Raw genomic sequence first — 19200 nt, 5'->3', positions numbered from 1 at the left:
GCGCGTAGGACTGCACCCATGGGTTCCACGCAGGAGTACGACCTCGTCGTCATCGGCTCCGGGCCGGGCGGGCAGAAGGCAGCCATCGCCGCGGCCAAACTGGGCAGATCGGTGGCAGTGATCGAGCGGGGACGGATGCTCGGCGGGGTCTGCGTCAACACCGGGACCATCCCGAGCAAGACCCTGCGCGAAGCCGTCATCTATCTGACCGGCATGAACCAGCGCGAGCTCTACGGGGCCAGTTATCGGGTCAAGGAGAAGATCACCCCGGCCGACCTACTGGCCCGCACCCAGCACGTCATCGGCAAGGAGATCGACGTGGTCCGCTCGCAGCTGATGCGCAACCGCGTGGAGCTCTATGTGGGGCTCGCACGGTTCCTCGACGCGCACACCGTCCACGTCGAAGACCCGAGCCGGGCCGAACGTGTCACCGTCAGCGGCCGCAACATCGTGATCGCCACGGGCACCAAACCGGCCCGACCCGCCGGTGTCGATTTCGACGCGGAACGGGTGTTGGACTCCGACGGAATTCTGGACCTCAAGACCATCCCGACATCGATGGTCGTCGTGGGTGCCGGCGTGATCGGCATCGAGTACGCCTCGATGTTCGCCGCCCTGGGCACCAAGGTCACGGTGGTCGAGAAGCGTTCGAACATGCTGGAATTCTGTGATCCGGAGATCATCGAGTCGTTGAAGTTCCATCTCCGCGATCTGGCGGTGACGTTCCGATTCGGCGAGGAGGTCACCGCGGTGGATGTCGGCCCTTCAGGCACCGTCACCACCCTGGCCAGCGGTAAGCAGATTCCGGCCGAGACCGTGATGTACTCGGCCGGAAGGCAGGGGCAGACCGACGAGCTGGACCTGCCCAACGCCGGCCTGGAGGCCGACGGCCGAGGCCGGATCTTCGTCGACGACAACTATCAGACCAAGGTCGACCACATCTATGCCGTCGGTGACGTGATCGGCTTCCCGGCCCTGGCCGCGACATCGATGGATCAGGGCAGGCTGGCGGCTTACCACGCCTTCGGCGAGCCGTGCCACGCGATGACCGAGTTGCAGCCCATCGGCATCTATTCGATTCCCGAGGTGTCCTATGTCGGTGCCACCGAGGTGGACCTGACCAAGGATGCGGTGCCGTATGAGGTCGGAGTGTCGCGGTATCGGGAGCTGGCCCGCGGACAGATCGCCGGCGACTCCTACGGCATGCTCAAACTGCTGGTATCGACCGAGGATCTACGCCTGCTGGGTGTGCACATCTTCGGGACCAACGCCACCGAGATGGTGCACATCGGTCAGGCCGTCATGGGCTGTGGTGGCAGCATCGAGTATCTCGTGGATGCGGTGTTCAACTACCCCACCTTCTCGGAGGCCTACAAGGTGGCCGCGCTGGATGTCATGAACAAGCTGCGCGCGCTCAACCAGTTCCGGAGCTGACGGGGAAGGACCGTTACCTGTGCGGTGTTGAGCAGATGTCAGGGGTACCCGTAATGCGGTGTTCCGGCGACATGCGAGACACTAGTGAACAGGAGGTGAACCTGATGTCCGATTCCCACGAGCAGCACTACCAGCCCGAGCAGAATGGGATGTACGAGCTGGAGTTCCCCGCACCACAGCTGTCTGCCGTCGATGGCAGTGGACCGGTTCTGATTCACGCGTTGGAGGGATTCTCCGACGCCGGACATGCCATCCGGCTCGCAGCCGAGCATCTGAAGAACACCCTCGATACCGAGCTGGTGGCGTCCTTCGCCGTCGACGAGTTGCTGGACTACCGGTCGCGACGACCGCTGATGACGTTCAAGACCGATCATTTCAGCGCGTACGACCAGCCCGAGCTGAACCTTTATGCGCTGCGTGATGGTGTCGGCACGCCGTTTCTGCTGCTGGCAGGGATGGAGCCGGACCTGCGATGGGAGCGATTCGTGACTGCCGTGCGGTTGCTCGCCGAACGTCTGGGCGTGCGCCAGACGATCGGGCTGGGGACCATCCCCATGGCGGTGCCGCACACCAGGCCGGTGACGCTGACCGCGCATTCGCCGAACTCCGAGCTGATCGCCGGTCATACGCCGTGGGTGGGCGAGGTGCAGGTTCCCGCCAGCGTGTCCAGCCTGCTGGAGTTGCGGATGGGCCAGCACGGCCACGACGCACTGGGTTTCACCGTTCACGTGCCGCACTATCTTGCCCAGACCGCCTATCCCCCGGCCGCCGAGACGCTGTTGGCCGAGGCGGCACGCGCCGGTTCGCTGGATATCCCGCTGACCGCACTCGGCGAGGCCGCAATCGAAGTGCACACCAAGATCAACGAACAGGTCGAGGCCAGCTCGGAGGTCGCCCAGGTGGTGGCCGCGCTCGAGCGTCAGTACGATGCATTCGTTGCCGCACAGGAAAACCGTTCGCTGCTCGCCCGCGATGAGGACCTGCCCAGCGGCGACGAGCTGGGCGCGGAGTTCGAACGGTTCCTGGCCCAGCAGGACGACAACAAACGGGGCGGCTTCCCGGACAGTTTCCCCGACGGCGGGGACCGTACCTGAAGCCTCTCACCAGCGAGGAGTGGCGCAGATGGCCGATCGCACAACCACTCTGCGCAGCGTGCGTGAGGTCACTCCGAATCTGAAGTTCAAGACCATCCACGGCTACCGACGGGCGTACCGGATCGCCGGGTCCGGTCCCGCGGTCCTGCTCATCCACGGCATCGGTGACAACTCCACCACGTGGCACACGGTGCAGACGATGCTGGCGCGACGGTTCACCGTGATCGCACCGGACCTACTCGGGCACGGGCAATCGGACAAGCCGCGTGCGGACTATTCGGTGGCCGCCTATGCCAACGGGATGCGCGATCTGCTCAGTGTGCTCGATATCGATCGGGTGACGGTCGTCGGGCACTCCCTCGGTGGCGGGGTGGCGATGCAGTTCGCCTATCAGTTCCCGCAGTTCGTGGATCGCCTGGTGCTCGTCGGCGCGGGCGGGGTCACCAAGGATGTCAACATCGCCCTGCGCATCGCGGCGTTGCCGGGGGTCAGCGAATCGTTGGCGCTGCTGCGGGTGCCCTTGGTGCTGCCCGCCCTGCAGGCGATCGGACGCGTCGGCGGCACGGTGTTCGGCTCGACCGGGGTGGGACGCGATCTTCCGGATATGTTGCGGGTGCTTGCCGACCTGCCCGAGCCCACCGCGTCCTCGGCGTTCGCCAGGACTCTTCGCGCTGTCGTCGACTGGCGCGGTCAGGTGGTCACCATGCTCGACCGCTGTTATCTGACCGAATCTGTTCCGGTGCAATTAATCTGGGGCAAGCAGGATTCGGTCATCCCGGTCAGCCATGCCCACTTGGCACATGCCGCCATGCCCGGCTCGGAACTGCACATCTTCGATAAGTCCGGACACTTCCCCTTCCACGATGATCCCAAGCGCTTCGTCGACCTCTTCGAGCGATTCATCAACACCACCGCTCCGTCGGTGCACGACCACGAGATGTTGCGCGCCCTGCTGCGCACCGGTATTCGCGAACGCACCATCACCGGCTCGCTGGACACCCGGGTCGCCGTGCTCGACGCGATGGGCGCCGACGAACGTAGCGCCACCTGACGCGAGTCACGCCTAGAATCGGTGCATGGCCGTCGATGTCGATGTGTTGCGGGTGTTCACCGATGCGGACGGAAAGTTCGGTAATCCGCTCGGCGTGATCGACGCCGCGACTGTCGATCCGGCCGACCGCCAACGGGTCGCGACCGAGTTGGGTTACAGCGAAACCGTATTCGTCGATATCCCCGAGGTGGGCGCGGCCAGCGCCCATGTCCGCATTTTCACCCCGGCCGCCGAGATACCGTTCGCCGGGCACCCCACCGTCGGGACATCCTGGTGGCTGAAGGATCGCGGTATCCCGGTGCGGACGCTGCAGGTTCCTGCCGGACTGGTGCAGGTCGACTACGTCGACGACGAGTTCACCGCCATCAGCGCCCGTTCGGAGTGGGCGCCGGAACTGGCGATCTACGAGCTCGACTCGCCCGAGCAGGTGCTGGCGGCCGATCCCACCGACTATGTCGGTGATGTGGAGCATTACCTGTGGGCGTGGACCGATCGCGAGAAGGGATCGCTGCGTTCCCGCATGTTCGCTCCACATCTGGGGATCCCCGAGGACGAGGCGACCGGCGCGGCAGCAGTCCGGATGACCGACCATCTGAGCCGTGATCTGGTGATCACCCAGGGCGAGGGTTCGCAGATCAGGACCTGGTGGGATCCCACCGGGTGGGTGAAGATCGCCGGTCGGGTGGTGGACGACGGACGGCGCCGGCTCGAATGAACGACCTCAGCCGGCGGTGTTGACGCGCCGATGGGCACGCAGGGCCTCGATTTCGCGTTCGAAATCGTCGGCAGAGGAAAACGATCGATACACCGAGGCGAAGCGCAGGTAGGCAACCTCGTCGAGGTCGCGGAGCGGGCCCAAGATGGCCAGCCCGACCTCGTTGCTGGGGATTTCCGGAGAGCCGGCTGCTCGCACGGCGTCTTCCACCTGTTGGGCGAGGAGGTTCAGGGCGTCATCGTCGACCTGACGGCCCTGGCATGCCCGTCGCACGCCCTTGATGACCTTTTCCCTGCTGAACGGCTCGGTGACGCCGCTGCGCTTGACGACTGCCAGCACCGCGGTCTCGACGGTGGTGAAGCGCCTGCCGCATTCGGGGCAGGACCGGCGCCGCCGGATGGCCTGACCCTCGTCGGTCTCACGGGAATCGACGACGCGCGAATCCGGGTGACGACAGAACGGACAGTGCATCACCGCTCCTTCGCCGCACCACAGCTGCACCAGATTTGACGCTTCTGAGCGTACCTGCATGCCGCGGATGCCATGCGACCCCGTGCCGGTGCGCACGATCTCAGCCGATCGGCGCGATCAGGGTCTGCCCGGTCCGCACGGTGCCGGAGTCCAGCTTGTTCAGTTCACGGATCCGCTCGACGACGGAGTCTGCGGGCACATCGGGGGCCACCCGTGCCGCGATGCTCTGGAGCGTCTCACCGGTCTGCACCTCCACGACCGACAGCCGGGTGGGCATCTCGACCGGCTGCTCGGCAACGGCACCGCCGAGATGGGCGACGAATCCCAGCCACAGCGTGAAGGCGCCCGCCAGCAGGGCCAGGAGCACTGTCGCAGTCGGGGTGATCGGCCTGCGGTGTGAGGCGCGCGACATCAGCACGCCGGTGCCGCGGTGACCGAGGGGCGCACCGCCGGGACGGCGCTCCTGCGACCGCCGACGCCGCCGGACCACGACATCTCGAGGCAGCGGCCACACCTCGGCCTCCGACGGGCTCCGACGCAGGACTTCCTGCCGCAGGGTGGGGCCGGACGTCCGACGCTCACGCACATCGCTCCGTGCTTCCAGAATTGTCATGTGCCTGCCTCCTTGAGGTGTGTTCGCTTCTTTGTTCGAACTGTAGTCGATCATCTGTTCGAACGATAGAACACGTGATCGAACTGTTAGCGAACGATATCGACACCCACCGACAAGTGGACGGCCGCGAGCGCCGCGTACCTGACCCTCTCAATTCAATTGCCCACAATTGAATTGGAAGCTACAGTTACGGATATGCCCGCCGCACGCCTCGACGAACAACTGTGTTTCGCGCTGTACTCGGCTTCCCGCCTGATGACCGCGGCCTACCGCCCACTGCTGGATGAACTGGGCCTGACCTACCCGCAGTACTTGGTGCTCCTGGCGCTGTGGGAGAACGAACCCAGCACCGTCGGGGACCTCGGTCGGCGGCTGTACCTCGATTCCGGCACGCTCTCACCGTTGATCAAACGACTGGAGGCCGCCGGCCTGGTGGTGCGCCACCGCACCAGCGCCGACGAACGGCGCGTGGAGGTCGCCCTCACCCAAGCCGGGCGCGCGCTCGAGGAACGCGCCGCCTGCATTCCGCAACGCCTACTGGCCTCCACCGATGCCGAACCCGAGCAGATCGGCTTATTGCGCGACGCCCTCCGAGGTCTTGTCGACCAGCTCAGCTCCCCGCACTGACCGAAACGACGAAAGGACACCACCGATGAAGAAGCTCTATACCGCCGAAGCGCTGGCAACCGGCGAAGGACGCGACGGGCATGGCCGCACCTCCGACGGCAAAGTCGATGTCGCCCTGAGCATTCCCAAGGAGATGGGCGGCTCCGGCGTGGGCACCAATCCCGAGCAGTTGTTCGCCGTCGGATATGCGGCATGCTTCCACTCCGCCCTCCGACTGGTCGCCCGTGAGCACAAGGCCGATGTCACCGACTCCGCCGTCGGCGCCAGGGTGTCGCTCGGTGCCGCCGACGACGGTGCGTTCGGCCTTGCCGTCGAACTGGAGATCGTGCTGCCCAATGTGGACCACGACACCGCCACCGAACTCGCCGAGGCCGCACACCGGGTGTGCCCCTACTCCAACGCCACCCGCGGCAACGTCGAGGTGACACTGACGGTCACCGATGAGTGACCTCGACCGATCGACCGACACTTGAGCGGCGACACGCCTCGAACACATGTTTGATTATCGAGACGCCTGCGACTACATTCGGCGACATGAGCGATAGCAGCGACACCCCTGAGGCACGCTCCGGGCTGACCGAGCGTCAGCGCACCATTTTGGAGGTCATCCGTTCGTCGGTGACCACTCGTGGTTACCCACCGAGCATCCGGGAGATCGGGGATGCGGTGGGGCTCACCTCCACCTCCTCGGTCGCCCACCAGCTGCGCACCCTTGAGCGCAAGGGCTATCTGCGCCGCGACCCCAACCGCCCACGCGCGGTGGATGTGCGCGGCGCCGACGAGACGGTCACCCCGATCGTCGCCACGGAGGTCGCAGGCTCCGATGCGCTACCGGAGCCCACCTTCGTTCCCGTGCTGGGCAGGATCGCCGCCGGCGGACCGATACTGGCCGAGGAAGCCGTCGAGGATGTGTTTCCCCTGCCCAAGGAGCTGGTCGGCGAGGGATCGCTGTTCCTGCTCAAGGTCGTCGGCGAATCGATGGTCGATGCGGCCATCTGCGACGGCGACTGGGTGGTCGTGCGTCAGCAGAACGTGGCCGACAACGGCGATATCGTCGCGGCGATGATCGACGGCGAGGCCACGGTCAAGACCTTCAAGCGGACCAAGGGTCAGGTATGGCTGATGCCGCACAATCCGGCGTTCGAACCGATCGACGGTAACGACGCCGTGGTGCTCGGCAAGGTCGTCACCGTCATCCGCAAGGTCTGACCGGTCAGCAGCCGATCAGTCGGCGCGGACGAAGCCGTTCGCGCGCGCGAACTCCTCACTGGAGAACCAGATCTCGGCCTCGGTATCGCGGTAACCGCGGCTGCCGGGCGCCCAGTACAGACCGGTCTTGGTATCGGCCTTGATCGGATATCCCTCCGGGGCACGGTAGCGATCGGTTGTCGCCAGTCGCATGGAGGTCCAACCGGCGTCATCGTCATCGTCGTCGCCGCCTGCGGCGGCGTGACGTCCGCCGGTCACCTCGGGCTCCGGGGCGAGCGGAGTCGGCTCTGAGTCGAAGGCCGACGCACCCAACCCGGGCTCCGCAAAGTCCGACTGCGCGAACTCAGACTGCGCAAACTCAGACTCGGCGAAGTCCGACTCTTCGACATCCGGCTCCGCGAAGTCAGCCTCGGCAAAGACGGACTCGGCGAAGACGGACTCGGCAGGCTCCGGTGTCAGCGTCTCGATCCGGGTCGGGGCCGTGTCGACGTCGTCCTCGTCGTCGTTGAACTGCAACAGTCCTTCCGGCCTGTCGGTCTCGGGCCCACCAGCGGCATCCGCATCGGTGTCATGCCCGTCGGCCACGTACTCACCGACCCTGTCATCGTCTGGATCGACGGTGTAGGAGCCGGCTGAACCGACCGGCGGTAGCGATGCCCACGGATCCTGCGGCGGCGGTCCGTAGCCGCCCTCGCGATCGACGGGTTGGTCCGCGCCGTGTTCATCGCGCTGGTCATCGCGTCCGTCATAGCCGTAATAGCCACGCTCGTACGGATCGTCGTCGTACTCGTCGTCGAAGCGGTCCTCGTCACCGGATCGCCGATTGCGTAGCACCGCCACGGCGATCACCGCGATCAGACCCACCAGCGGGATGAGGCCGAGCAACCACCACCACCGCCAGGTGTACCACTTGTCGCCGCTGTCGCCGCCGCCATTGGCCTGGGGTCCGTCCGTGGGCGCCTGCGGGGAATCCGCTCCCGGGACCTGAAGGCCTGCCAGCTGCGATTGCAATCCCGCGGGCTCGGTGCTGAACCGATTCGCCGCCTTGTCCCACGAGATGGATCCGCCGTTGAACTGTTGGTTGATCACACCGCCGTTGTCGGTCTGATCGCTCTTGGGTGCGCCGAGTTCACCGGTCGCGCCACCCAGTTTCTGCCAGGCGGCGTTCATGGCCCCACGGACGATCACCGCACCGAAGTCGGGGGTCCAGAAGATGACCGGCTTGTCCTCGGCGGCGAACGGCACCACCGCGCTCTGCGGAGCCAGTCCGCCGTCTGCCTCGCTCGCGGTCGGGAACCCGAGATCACCGGTCGGCCCGCCCACGCTCTCGTACTTGGCCAGGATCTGGCCGGTCACCACGTTGGCGCCGGTGGCCGGACTGTAGAAGATCTTGCCGCCGGCATAGTTCTGACCGACACCGTCGGCGCCGATCGCGTACTGGGCTCCCTCTTCGGCACCGAGTGGGCCGAGCTCACCACCGGCAGCCCGTCGTGCCGCAGCGATGGCCGATGCCGCATCAGAGGGCACCTGCACCGCGCCGAGCTGACCGGCCAGCTCGGGCGGCGTGGTCGTGAAGACCCGCGTCTTGCGATCCCAGGAAATCTGGCCGCCGGTGAACTTCTGCGATACGACATCGCCGTCGGTGGTCTCGTCGTCGGCGGGCACGCCCAGCACGCCGGCCGAACCTCCCAAGGCATCCCAGGCGCTGTTGATGGCACCGCGCACCACCCGCGCACCGGTGCCCGGCGTCCAGAAGATCACCGGGTTGTCCGGCGCGTTGAATGTCACGTTGCGGCTGTCGGCCGCCCGGCCGGGCCCCTCGTCGATGGTCGGGAAGCCCAGGTCACCGGTGGGACCACCCAGGGATTCGTACTTCTCCAGGATGGCCCCGGACATGATGTGGGCGCCGGTCTGCGGCGTGAAGAAGATCTTGCCGCCGGCGAAGTTCTGGCCGAAGCCCGGTCCCGCCGGATAGACACCGCCGTCCTTGGGACCCAGCGGCCCCTCCGCGCCGCCGCCGGCGGTCTCCCACGCGGCGGTGATCGCCGCATCGGCATCGCCTTCCGGTGTCGCCGACGCCTGCGGCGCCAGCAGCACCGTCGCGGCCATCAGCCCGGCACTTACCAGCACTGCTGCCGCCCGCCCGGCAAAGCTGCCGAGTCGGGTTCGCTGCCTGGTCATTCGGTCCTCCCGGAAGTCGTGCAAAACCCCACGAAAGTATCGTGTTCGTCAACTCTGCGACAGTTGTCGGCGAACTCGTGGGATATCGCCACCTGCGGCGACGGCGTGTCGGACCAGCTAGACCCCCAGACTGCGACCGATGATCTCCTTCATGATTTCGGTGGTGCCGCCGTAAATCGTCTGGATCCGGGAGTCCAGGAACGCCCGGGCGATCGGGTATTCGCGCATGTAGCCATAGCCGCCGTGCAGCTGCAGGCACCGGTCCACCAGACGAACCTGAGCTTCGGTGCTGAACCACTTGGCCATCGCGGCCTGCTCCACGGTCAGCTTCCGGTCGAGGTGCAGTTTGATGAACTCGTCGACCATGACCCGGATCGCGGTGGCCTCGGTGGCCAGCTCGGCGAGCAGGAACCGGCTGTTCTGGAAGCTCCCGATCGGCTTACCGAAGGCCTTGCGCTCCTTGGTGTACTGCAGGGTCTCCTCCAGCGCGGACTCCATCGCCGCGGCCGCCATGATCGCGATACTGATGCGCTCCTGAGGCAGGTTCTGCATCAGGTAGAGGAACCCCATGCCCTCCTGACCGAGGAGGTTCTCGACCGGCACCCGCACATCGGTGAACGAGAGCTCGGCGGTGTCCTGGGCCTCCAGACCGATCTTGTCCAGATGCCTGCCCCGCTCGAAGCCCTCCATACCGCGCTCGACGACCAACAGCGAGAAGCCCTGCGCGCCCTTGTCTGGGTCGGTGCAGGCCACCACGATCACGAGGTCGGCGTGAATACCGTTGGTGATGAATGTCTTCGACCCGTTGAGGACGTAGTGGTCACCATCGCGGACGGCGCGGGCCTTGATCCCCTGCAGGTCGCTGCCGGTGCCCGGTTCGGTCATTGCGATCGCCGTGATCAATTCGCCGCTGCAGAACCCGGGCAGCCAGCGTTGCTTCTGCTCCTCGGTGGTCAGCTCGATCAAGTACGGCGCGATGACATCGTTCTGCAAGGTGAACCCGAGGCCGCTGTGCCGGCCCGCGCTCGTCTCCTCGGTGACGACGACGTTGTAGCGGAAGTCCGGATTGCCGCCGCCGCCGTACTCCTCGGGTACCGCCATCCCAAGAAAGCCCTGCTTGCCGGCCTCTCGCCACACCTCGCGGTCGACGATCTTCGCCTTCTCCCATTCCTCCCGGAAGGGCGCGGCATGGCGCTCCAGGAAGGCACGGTACGACTCACGGAACAAGTCATGCTCGGGTTCGAACAAGGTGCGGTCGTATTTGACGGCGCCCATCTGTGACCTCCGGTACTGGTTATCGGTTGGGTGACGACCAACATATACCAACCGGGTGGTTGGTCGAACGTCGCTGGTCGGTCGAACGTGGTGTCGATCGCCCTACGATGGCCCGGTGCCACGCAGCAGCCTCGCCCACTGGGGCCATTTCTCCGCCGATGTGGTCGATGGCGAAATCACGGCGGTGACGCCCGCCCTCGGTGACGCCGATCCTTCTCCCCTGCTGGGGAATCTTCCGGGCTCGCTGCGACATCGTTCCCGCATCACGGGACCGGCGGTGCGGGCAGGCTGGCTGCGCGACGGACCCGGGCCCAGCGAACGGCGCGGTGCCGACGAATTCATCGCGGTCAGTTGGCCAGAACTCACCGAACTGCTGGCCGATGAACTGCGACGGGTCATCGACGCCCACGGCAACGAGGCCATCTACGGCGGTTCGTATGGATGGGCCAGCGCGGGGCGCTTTCATCACGCCCAGAGCCAGGTGCATCGGTTCCTCAAATTGCTCGGCGGATACACCTCCTCGCGGCACTCGTACAGCCTGGGCGCCACCGGGGTGATCATGCCCCGCGTCGTGGGCACCCATGACGACCTGTTCAAACGTTCGACGTCCTGGGATGTCATCGTCGAGCACACGGATCTGCTGGTGGCCTTCGGCGGGCTGGCACTGAAGAACACCGGCATCAATCACGGTGGCACGTCGGCGCATCCGGCCCGCGACGCACTGCGCCGGTTACGCGATCGTGGCGGCCGTATCGTGTCGTTCTCGCCGCTGCGCGATGACGTGGAGGGCGAATGCGAATGGCACGCGCCCGTGCCGGGAACCGATGTGGCGATCATGTTGGGGTTGGCGCATGTGCTGGCCACCGAGGGGCTGGCCGACCGCGAATTCCTCGAGGGGTACTGCACCGGCTACGACCGGTTCGAGCGCTATCTCTTGGGGACCGACGGCGGGGTGCCCAAGACGCCGGCGTGGGCGGCCGAGATCAGCGGACTGTCCGCCGCCGATATCACCGCGTTGGCGCACCGGATGGCCGCCGGACGCACACTGGTCACCGTCAGCTGGTCACTGCAACGCATCCGACACGGCGAACAGGCACCCTGGATGGGTCTGACATTGGCGGCCATGCTGGGCCAGATCGGTGTGCCCGGAGCGGGTTTCGGACACGGGTACGGTTCGATGAACGAACCGGGCCTGCCGCCGCTGCGCCAGCCGCTGCCGGTGCTGCCGCAGGGCGCGAACCGGGTGCACACCTTCATTCCGGTGGCGGCGGTCAGCGATATGCTGCTGCACCCGGGTGAACCCTTCGACTACAACGGCCGTCGGCTCAACTATCCCGATATCCGGCTGGTGTACTGGGCCGGCGGCAATCCGTTCCACCATCACCAGAACATCGGCCGGTTGCGGCGCGCGCTCGCCAAGCCGGACACCGTCGTCGTCCACGACCCGTACTGGACGGCGATGGCCAAGCACGCCGATATCGTCGTGCCCTCCACCACCGCCTACGAACGTGACGACTACTCCGGATCCAAGAACGACCCGCTGCTGGTCGCGATGCCCGCACTCGCCGAGCCCTACGCGCAGTCGCGGGACGACTACACGACCTTCGCCGAATTGGCCGAGCGGCTCGGGGTCGGCGAGCAGTTCACCGAGGGTAGGACCGTGCGGCAGTGGCTGCGGCACATGTATGAGACATGGTCGGCTGGACTGGATTTCGCGGTGCCCACCTTCGACCAGTTCTGGTCTGACGGTCAGCTCAGGTTGCCCACCGAGTCCGGGCTGACCCTGCTGGCCGACTACCGCGCCGATCCGCGGACACATCCGCTGCACACGCCCAGTGGGCGCATCGAGATCTTCTCGGCGGATATCGACGGGTTCGGCTACGCCGATTGCGTCGGACACCCGGCCTGGTTCGAGCCGACCGAGTGGCTGGGCGGTCGGCGTGCGGCCGATTACCCGTTGCATCTGCTGGCCAACCAGCCGAGCAGTCGATTGCACAGTCAGCTCGATATCGGCGCGGTCAGCCGCGGCTCGAAAGTGGCCGACCGCGAACCGATCCGGATCCACCCGACCGATGCGGCCGAGCGGGGGCTCGCCGACGGCGATGTGGTGCGGGTGTTCAACGATCGTGGCGCCTGCCTGGCCGGGGTGGTCATCGATGCCGATATCCGCCCGAAGGTGGTCCAGCTCGCCACCGGTGCCTGGTATGACCCGTTGGATCCCACCGACCCGGATTCACTGTGCGTGCACGGCAATCCGAATGTGCTCACCGAGGATGTGGGCACCTCGTCGCTGGCGCAGGGGTGCACCGGCGCCCATGTACTCGTCGAGGTACAACGGTACGGGCAGCCGCTCCCCCCGGTCCGTGCGCACGAGCCGCCGGTGCTTCGTCAGTCCCGGCCTGCCCCCGTCGCTTCGCTCGCCCCGCTGGACAGCCGCGGACCGATCAGATCAACGAACGCGTCGACAACGCGGTAGGTGTCTGCCATCGGCAGGTCGCGCAGGATGGACGCGGACAGCATGGTCGAGATGATGCCCCAGGCCATGATCGCGGTGTCGGCCGATTCCTGTTCTCCCATCGACGCGAAGTCCGTGGCCAGGGTGCGCTGGGCGACGGTGGCGAATCGATCCATCAGGTCGCGGGCGTTGGCGTCGGTGGTGTTCTGCAGCAGCATGCAGACCTTGAAGAACGCCGGCCGGCGTTCGAAGCTGGTGATGATGCCGCGCATCTTCTCGCGGACCTGCTGTTCGGTGGCAGGCAGATCCGCTTCCGCTGCGGCGAAAACCGGTTGCGCCCACTGCATCAGGACCGCGGCGTAGACGTGTTCCTTGGAGCTGAAGTATCGGTACAGGGTGCCCAGCGCGACCCGGGCGTGATCGGCGACATCACGCATCTGGATGTGCTCATAGTCCTGTGACTTCAGCAGATCCAGTGCCGCACCGACGATCTGGGCCCGGCGGGCCCGCTTGTAGTCGGGCAGCTCGGTGTCGGCGGTGGTCATGCGCGCGGTAGCCCGAGGATCATGGTGGCGATGATATTGAGCTGGATCTCGACGGTGCCACCGCCGATGACCTCCGCAGGCATCATCAACGTGTCGGCTACTGCGGGATGGTCGGCGCCACCCACCATGGCGGCACGACCGCTGAAGGCCAATGCGTCGGCGGTCACTTGGCGCACCAGCAGTGCGGTGCCGACCTTGCCGACGCTGGACGCCGGGCCGGGCCCGTGTCCGGCGAGCCTGCGCAGGGTGTCTCGCACCGCCAGCGCGCCGATGGCATTGGTGGCGGCCCGCACCCTGCCCAACGCCTGGCGGACCGCGACTCCCCCGGGCCCGGCACTGCGGGCCAGGGCCCGCAGCTCGCGTTCCTTGTCCTGTTTGGCGTAGGCGCCGATGGCCACCCGTTCGTTGGCCATCGTGGCCAGCGCATGTGACCATCCGGCGGTCGGCTCGCCGACCAGCATGTCGTCGGGCACGAAGACATCGTCGAAGAACACCTCGTTGAAATGCTCGTCCCCGCTGGCGGTTCGCAACGGCCGGATGGTGATGCCCGGGGTGGTCATATCGACCAGGAAGTAGCCGATGCCCCGATGTTTGGCAGCCTCGGGGTCGGTCCTGGCCAGCAGCGCACCCCAGTCGGCGCGCTGCGCCGAGGAGGTCCACACCTTCTGCCCGTCGATCCGCCAGCCACCCTCGACCTTGGTGGCCCTGGTCGTCAGGGCCGCCAGATCCGAGCCGGCACCAGGTTCGGAGAACAGCTGGCACCACCCGATCTCACCGCGCAGCGTCGGTACCGCGAAGCGCTCCCGTTGAGCGTCGGTGCCTTCGGCGATGACAGTCGGCAGAATCCACTGCGCGATTCCCAGTGATGGCCGGGCAAGGGCCGGCCGCCGGTCGAATTCCTCGTTGATGACGAGCTGTTGGGCCGGTGTCGCGTCCAGCCCCCAGGGCGCGGGCAGATACGGCGCGACGAGTCCGGCATCGGCCAGCATTGTGCGGCGCGGACCGGTCCAGAACTCCGCATACTCGGGGTTCTGCCTGCCTGGCGCCTCATTGTCGAGCTGCGCCGCGGTATCGATCAGCGCGGCGATCTGGGCGCGGAACCGCTCTTCCACACCGGCCAGTTCGATACCGAAATCCCTTGGCTGCCGGTTGGGTTCCCCGAGCAGCTCGGCCCACTCGGCAACACTGCCCGCGGCGGCGGCCAGGCTGATCGACCGCTTCCAATACAGGTGCAGGTCATGCTCCCAGGTGTACCCGATGGCCCCGAACATCGTCAGGGCATCGACGACCAGATCCGGCAGCTTGCCGATCGCCGCGATGGCCGCACTCGCGGCCGCAGTCTGGTACTGGTCGGTCGGTTGTTCGGCGCCACGCGCCGCATCCCATGCGGCGGCCGCGGCAAGTTCACTGTCGATGAACAGCATGGCCGCCTTGTGCTGCAGGGCCTGGAACGCCCCGATGCGGCGTCCGAACTGTTCACGCACCTTCAGATAGGCGACCACATTGTCCACACACCAGCGTGCGATCCCCGCCGCCTCGGCGGCCATCAGGCCGATCGCATGGCACCGCGCCCGCACCGGGTCGACGCCGTCCAGCACGGCATCGGCGGTGACGCGAGCATCGGTGCACGACAGGGTGCCCACATCGCGGGTCAGGTCGGTCGGGGCGGCCGCCTGCACCGACACACCCGAAGCCGAGACCCCGATCAGGAACCAGAGTCGTTGCGCGGCATCGGTATCGGCGGCAACGATCACGTGTTCGGCGGCCGCGATACCGAGTTGTGGTCCGGCGGTGCCGGTCAGCCGCCATCCGGCGCCGTCGGGTTCGGCGCGGAGGACGCCGTCGCTCGGCAGCAACACCGCCATCGGGCCACCCGCGGCGAGGGCCTCGCGCGCGGCGCGCACCGCCGGTTGTTCCGGCAGGTCTGCGATAACGGCACCGGCGATCATCGTGGGGAGCAGCGGTCCGGGCAGCAGCCCGTAGCCCGCGGCGTCGACGACACAGGCGGCATCGACGAAACCCCCACCCTGCTCGGGCAGTTGAACCCCGCTGAGTCCGTTGGCAACCAGGGCCGCCCAGAACGCCGGGCGTTCCCCGGCCGCCAGGGCGTCGAACTGCGATCGCGTCAGTTCCAGTCCACCGTGCCAGTGGGCGAAACCCGCCATCGCCTCGGTCAGCTGTACCTGTTCGTCGGTGAGTGCCAGCGCCATGTCTCCCCCTATTCGGCCGCGGTGTAATGCAAGAGGGTGATATCTGCGCCGTCGGGTTCGGTGAAGACCGGTGTCATCGCCATACCGATCCGCAGCCGAGCCGGATCTACGCCGACGATCTCGGTGGCCAGCCGCGGCCCCTCGGTCCACTGCACCACACCGAGCAGGTGCGGAACGGCATCGGCGAATTGCGGGGCGACCGGACGCTGAGCGACGGCGAAGCTGACCAGGGTCGCCTCACCCGAGATCTGGCGCCATTGCAGATCGTCGGCCAGGGTGCCGGGAGCCAGGATGCGCGGATAGAACACGTAGGCATCCGAGGACGGTGAGTACTGGACCCACACCTCGTGCCGGCGCAGACCGTCCCAGTACGGTGCCGAGGTCGGCGTGGGCAGTGGTAGCGGCCGTACCATCGGGTCGGTCATCAATCCCCCTCCAGGACGAGAGCCTCTTGCTCGCTGAGCACTCCGCCGTTGCCGGAGACGAAGGCACGGTGACAGTCGGCGACCTGCGCTGCCCCGGCACGTCCCATGAGCTGTCGGGTGGCATCGCACACATGGTGCATGCCACCGGCATTGCCGGGCTGGCCATAGCCGAGCTGACCGCCCGCGGTGTTCATCGGGAAGTCACCGCGGAAGGTCAGGTCGTGGTCGGTGACGAACTGCATCCCTGTTCCTTTGGCGCAGAAGCCCGCGTCCTCCAACGTCAGCAGGGCAGTGATGGTGTAGCAGTCGTATATCGACACCATGTCCATCTCCGCCGGGGTCAGGCCGGCCATCCCGAAGGCGGATTCGGCGACCTTCACCATCGGTGTCTGGAGTGGGTCGGCGGCATAGACCGGGGATTTGTAGGGCACCCGTTCAGCGAATCCTTTGATCCAGACCGGACGGTGCCGGCTCATGCGGGCCAGTTCGGCATTGGTGACCAACACTGCTGATCCCCCCATGCAGGGCATCACGATCTCCAGCATGTGCAGCGGGGACGCGATGATCGGGCTGTCCAGGACGTCGGCGATGGTCACCGGTTTGTCCCGGAACACCGCACCGGGTGTGTGGTTGGCGTTCACCCGCTGGTCGACGACGATCTTGGCCATCGCGGTCTCGTCGTATCCGTATGCGGCCGCATACATCTGGGCGACCTGGGCATACGGGCCGTTCTGGCCGAGGTAGCCGTAGGGGATCTCGAACTCGGCCTGCGGCGAGCCGAACCTGAAGCTGGAGGCTCCGTAGAACAGCGCGTCACCGGGATCGTAGGGACGCTCGGCCGACATCGGCGTCAGGTAGTTGGCCGGGATGGCACACAGCACCGCCTGGCAGAGCCCGAGTTCGATGGCCGCCGCCGCGCGCCACACCATGGCCGCACCCGAGGCTCCGCCGAGATCGACGATCTCGGCGAAGTTCACCGCAATGCCCAGATACTCGGCGACCGTGGACGGCACGAACAGCTGGGACTCCATGACCCCGCATGTCACCAGTCCGTCGACCTGGTGTACCGACAAGCCGGCATCGGCCACCGCCGCAGCCGCCAACCGCGCCCACTGCTCGATCGTGAATTCCGCGGTCCCGGTCGGCTTTCGCGTCGCGGGTAGCTCGTGAATCCCGACGATTGCCGCCTCACCACGCAAACCCAACGGACACTCCCTCCGCATAATCTGTACGTCCGAACGATATTAGAATGAGATTCTATTTTCAATATGCGGTTTACGCCCCCGTCAGCCCGCGCGAGTGCAACGATCCGAAGAGCCGGCCGACGACCACGACGAGGGGGAACCGATGCGCATTGCACGGCGTGCCACCACAACACTGATGACGGTGCTCCTCGCGATCGCCGTGTCGGTCGCCTCGACGCTGACACTGGCCGCCGCACTGGCCGCCACCGCGCTCATCGTCCCCGGCACGGGCACCCCCAACGCCAACGGAATCGACGGATATCTGGAGAACGCCAGGGACTACTACATCGCGCCGTTCAACCCGTCGTGTACCGCGGACAACGACTGCACGCTGGAAGGCATCAACTACCCCGCGCAGTTCTGGCCCATCCCGCTGCCCGGATGGGGCGGCCTGACCGGCGACAAATGGGATGTGTCGACCGGAGCCGGACTGTCCATGCTCAACGGCACGCTGGTCGACACGCTGGCGCAGAATCCGCCGAACACCCCGGTGATCCTGATGGGTTACTCCCAGGGCGGCAACATCGTCAGCCGGGAGAAGCGAAATCTGGCCGGACTCCCCAAGGACCAGAACTACCTGTCCTTCGTCATGATCGGCAACACCAACCGCCCCAACGGCGGCCTGTTCGAGCGCCTGGCCTTCCTCGGGCACGTGCCGATCCTCGATGCCACGTTCGGGCTGCCCGCCCCCACCGACACCTGTGACCACATCTGTGCCACCGATATCGCCTTCCAGTACGACGGTGTCTCCGACTTCCCCATCTACCCGGTCAACGCCCTCGCCGTGCTGAATGCCATCGCGGGTTTCTGGTACGTGCACGGCACCTACCTGGCTCCCAACCAGAAAGATGTCGGCGAGCTGCCCGATGACTACACCCCGGAAGAGTTGGCCGTCGAACTGGCCGATGAGGACAACTGGGACGTGCACGGTGACACCCGTTACGTCACCGTCCCGACCCGCACGCTGCCGATCGTGCGGCCGTTCCTCGAATTCGCCGCCTTCACCGGCACCGGGTTTCTGATCACGCCGATCGTGGATTTCGTCTCCCCGCTGCTGCGAGTGCTCATCGAGACCGGTTATGACCGCACCCTCAGTTACGGTGTGCCCGCACCGTTCCGCTTGATCCCCAGGATCAATCCGGTGACCTTCGTCCAGGATGTCGCCGCCGCGATCGGCGAGGGATTCCAGGCCGCCTTCGGCCCGAAGCCCGTCCCGGCACCGGCACCGCCGGCGGCCGTCGTGCCCGACGAGCAGCGCACCCGGCTGACGGCGCCGCCCGACACCGAGGGCGCGGATGTCCTGCCGCTGTCAGACTCGCTCGATACCGCTACGACCAACGACGAGTCCGGCGATACCGAAGACCTACTCAAAGAAGACCCGAGCAGCGTGGGCCTGCGCGAAGAGGACCGGTCCGGTGATGATCTACGCGCGGAACTGCGCGATCAGGACCTGCGTGACGAGGAAGAAGATCGAACCCCCACCGTCGAGGTGGTGCGGCCCGACGATGCCGAGACCGAGGATTCGGGCATCACGACATCGATCGTGACAACCGAGGATACGAAGACCGACACCCACGCGGATCCCTCGCCCGCCGGCGACGCGGCGGCCGCCTGACCCGCGGGCAGGCGCCCATCGCCGGGATCTCGGGGG

General features: G+C 66.5%; 17 protein-coding genes. 9 read left to right on the top strand and 8 right to left on the bottom strand.

The features are described from left to right. Window positions 1-18: 18 nt before the first annotated feature. The 4 genes from sthA to PGN27_RS24730 all read left to right on the top strand — a co-directional run bounded on the left by sthA (window position 19) and on the right by PGN27_RS24730 (window position 4294). On the top strand, window positions 19-1434 hold the full coding sequence (gene sthA / locus PGN27_RS24745) for a Si-specific NAD(P)(+) transhydrogenase (RefSeq protein WP_335328490.1): 1416 nt from the start codon (window positions 19-21) through the stop codon (window positions 1432-1434). Between the two features lie 104 nt (window positions 1435-1538). Continuing rightward, on the top strand, window positions 1539-2528 hold the full coding sequence (locus PGN27_RS24740) for a proteasome assembly chaperone family protein (protein WP_335328489.1): 990 nt from the start codon (window positions 1539-1541) through the stop codon (window positions 2526-2528). Between the two features lie 28 nt (window positions 2529-2556). Beyond that, a complete protein-coding gene (locus tag PGN27_RS24735) occupies window positions 2557-3579 on the top strand; it encodes an alpha/beta fold hydrolase (RefSeq protein ID WP_335328488.1) in 1023 nt (340 codons plus the stop codon). Window positions 3580-3604: 25 nt separating this feature from the next. Beyond that, window positions 3605-4294 carry a PhzF family protein gene (locus PGN27_RS24730; RefSeq protein ID WP_335328487.1) on the top strand — a complete coding sequence of 230 codons (690 nt, stop codon included), beginning with the start codon at window positions 3605-3607 and terminating at the stop codon, window positions 4292-4294. 6 nt (window positions 4295-4300) lie between these two features. Here the strand turns inward: PGN27_RS24730 and nrdR are convergent, their stop codons facing one another. Next, window positions 4301-4765, bottom strand: coding sequence for a transcriptional regulator NrdR (gene nrdR / locus PGN27_RS24725; protein ID WP_023985646.1), 465 nt, complete (start codon window positions 4763-4765; stop codon window positions 4301-4303). A gap of 100 nt (window positions 4766-4865) precedes the next feature. Next, a complete protein-coding gene (locus PGN27_RS24720) occupies window positions 4866-5378 on the bottom strand; it encodes a LysM peptidoglycan-binding domain-containing protein (RefSeq protein ID WP_335328486.1) in 513 nt (170 codons plus the stop codon). A gap of 195 nt (window positions 5379-5573) precedes the next feature. Between PGN27_RS24720 and PGN27_RS24715 the strand changes: the two genes are divergently transcribed. The 3 genes from PGN27_RS24715 to lexA all read left to right on the top strand — a co-directional run bounded on the left by PGN27_RS24715 (window position 5574) and on the right by lexA (window position 7214). Beyond that, the gene (locus PGN27_RS24715; RefSeq protein ID WP_335328485.1) at window positions 5574-6005 is read left to right on the top strand and encodes a MarR family winged helix-turn-helix transcriptional regulator; all 432 of its coding nucleotides are present in this window, start codon (window positions 5574-5576) and stop codon (window positions 6003-6005) included. Between the two features lie 25 nt (window positions 6006-6030). Further along, complete coding sequence (locus PGN27_RS24710) at window positions 6031-6453, top strand: organic hydroperoxide resistance protein (RefSeq protein WP_335328484.1); 423 nt, start codon at window positions 6031-6033, stop codon at window positions 6451-6453. An 86-nt stretch (window positions 6454-6539) separates the two neighbouring features. After that, complete coding sequence (gene lexA, locus PGN27_RS24705; protein ID WP_335328483.1) at window positions 6540-7214, top strand: transcriptional repressor LexA; 675 nt, start codon at window positions 6540-6542, stop codon at window positions 7212-7214. 15 nt (window positions 7215-7229) lie between these two features. Here the strand turns inward: lexA and PGN27_RS24700 are convergent, their stop codons facing one another. Together PGN27_RS24700 and PGN27_RS24695 are read right to left on the bottom strand one after the other, a co-directional pair. Next, window positions 7230-9395, bottom strand: coding sequence for an LGFP repeat-containing protein (locus tag PGN27_RS24700; RefSeq protein ID WP_335328482.1), 2166 nt, complete (start codon window positions 9393-9395; stop codon window positions 7230-7232). A gap of 117 nt (window positions 9396-9512) precedes the next feature. Then, window positions 9513-10670 carry an acyl-CoA dehydrogenase family protein gene (locus tag PGN27_RS24695; RefSeq protein WP_335328481.1) on the bottom strand — a complete coding sequence of 386 codons (1158 nt, stop codon included), beginning with the start codon at window positions 10668-10670 and terminating at the stop codon, window positions 9513-9515. Between the two features lie 115 nt (window positions 10671-10785). Between PGN27_RS24695 and PGN27_RS24690 the strand changes: the two genes are divergently transcribed. After that, window positions 10786-13146 carry a molybdopterin-dependent oxidoreductase gene (locus PGN27_RS24690; protein WP_335328480.1) on the top strand — a complete coding sequence of 787 codons (2361 nt, stop codon included), beginning with the start codon at window positions 10786-10788 and terminating at the stop codon, window positions 13144-13146. On the opposite strand, the gene PGN27_RS24685 is transcribed toward PGN27_RS24690, so the two are convergent. Genes PGN27_RS24685 through PGN27_RS24670 form a run of 4 tightly spaced genes read right to left on the bottom strand, consistent with a single transcriptional unit; the run spans window position 13059 to window position 17510 of the window. Beyond that, on the bottom strand, window positions 13059-13670 hold the full coding sequence (locus PGN27_RS24685; RefSeq protein WP_335328479.1) for a TetR/AcrR family transcriptional regulator: 612 nt from the start codon (window positions 13668-13670) through the stop codon (window positions 13059-13061). The genes PGN27_RS24690 and PGN27_RS24685 overlap by 88 nt on opposite strands. Continuing rightward, complete coding sequence (locus PGN27_RS24680; protein WP_335328478.1) at window positions 13667-15880, bottom strand: acyl-CoA dehydrogenase family protein; 2214 nt, start codon at window positions 15878-15880, stop codon at window positions 13667-13669. Before PGN27_RS24680 ends, PGN27_RS24685 begins: the two co-directional genes overlap by 4 nt. Before the next feature lie 8 nt (window positions 15881-15888). After that, on the bottom strand, window positions 15889-16305 hold the full coding sequence (locus PGN27_RS24675) for a Zn-ribbon domain-containing OB-fold protein (protein WP_335328477.1): 417 nt from the start codon (window positions 16303-16305) through the stop codon (window positions 15889-15891). Beyond that, complete coding sequence (locus PGN27_RS24670; RefSeq protein WP_335328476.1) at window positions 16305-17510, bottom strand: thiolase family protein; 1206 nt, start codon at window positions 17508-17510, stop codon at window positions 16305-16307. Before PGN27_RS24670 ends, PGN27_RS24675 begins: the two co-directional genes overlap by 1 nt. Before the next feature lie 142 nt (window positions 17511-17652). Between PGN27_RS24670 and PGN27_RS24665 the strand changes: the two genes are divergently transcribed. After that, window positions 17653-19164, top strand: coding sequence for a PE-PPE domain-containing protein (locus PGN27_RS24665; protein WP_335328475.1), 1512 nt, complete (start codon window positions 17653-17655; stop codon window positions 19162-19164). Window positions 19165-19200 lie beyond the last annotated feature (36 nt).

Source organism: Mycolicibacterium neoaurum, assembly GCF_036946495.1.
Lineage (GTDB): Bacteria > Actinomycetota > Actinomycetes > Mycobacteriales > Mycobacteriaceae > Mycobacterium > Mycobacterium neoaurum_B.
The sequence above is the reverse complement of the archived record's forward strand: the minus strand, read 5'-3'. Positions and strand labels throughout refer to the sequence as shown.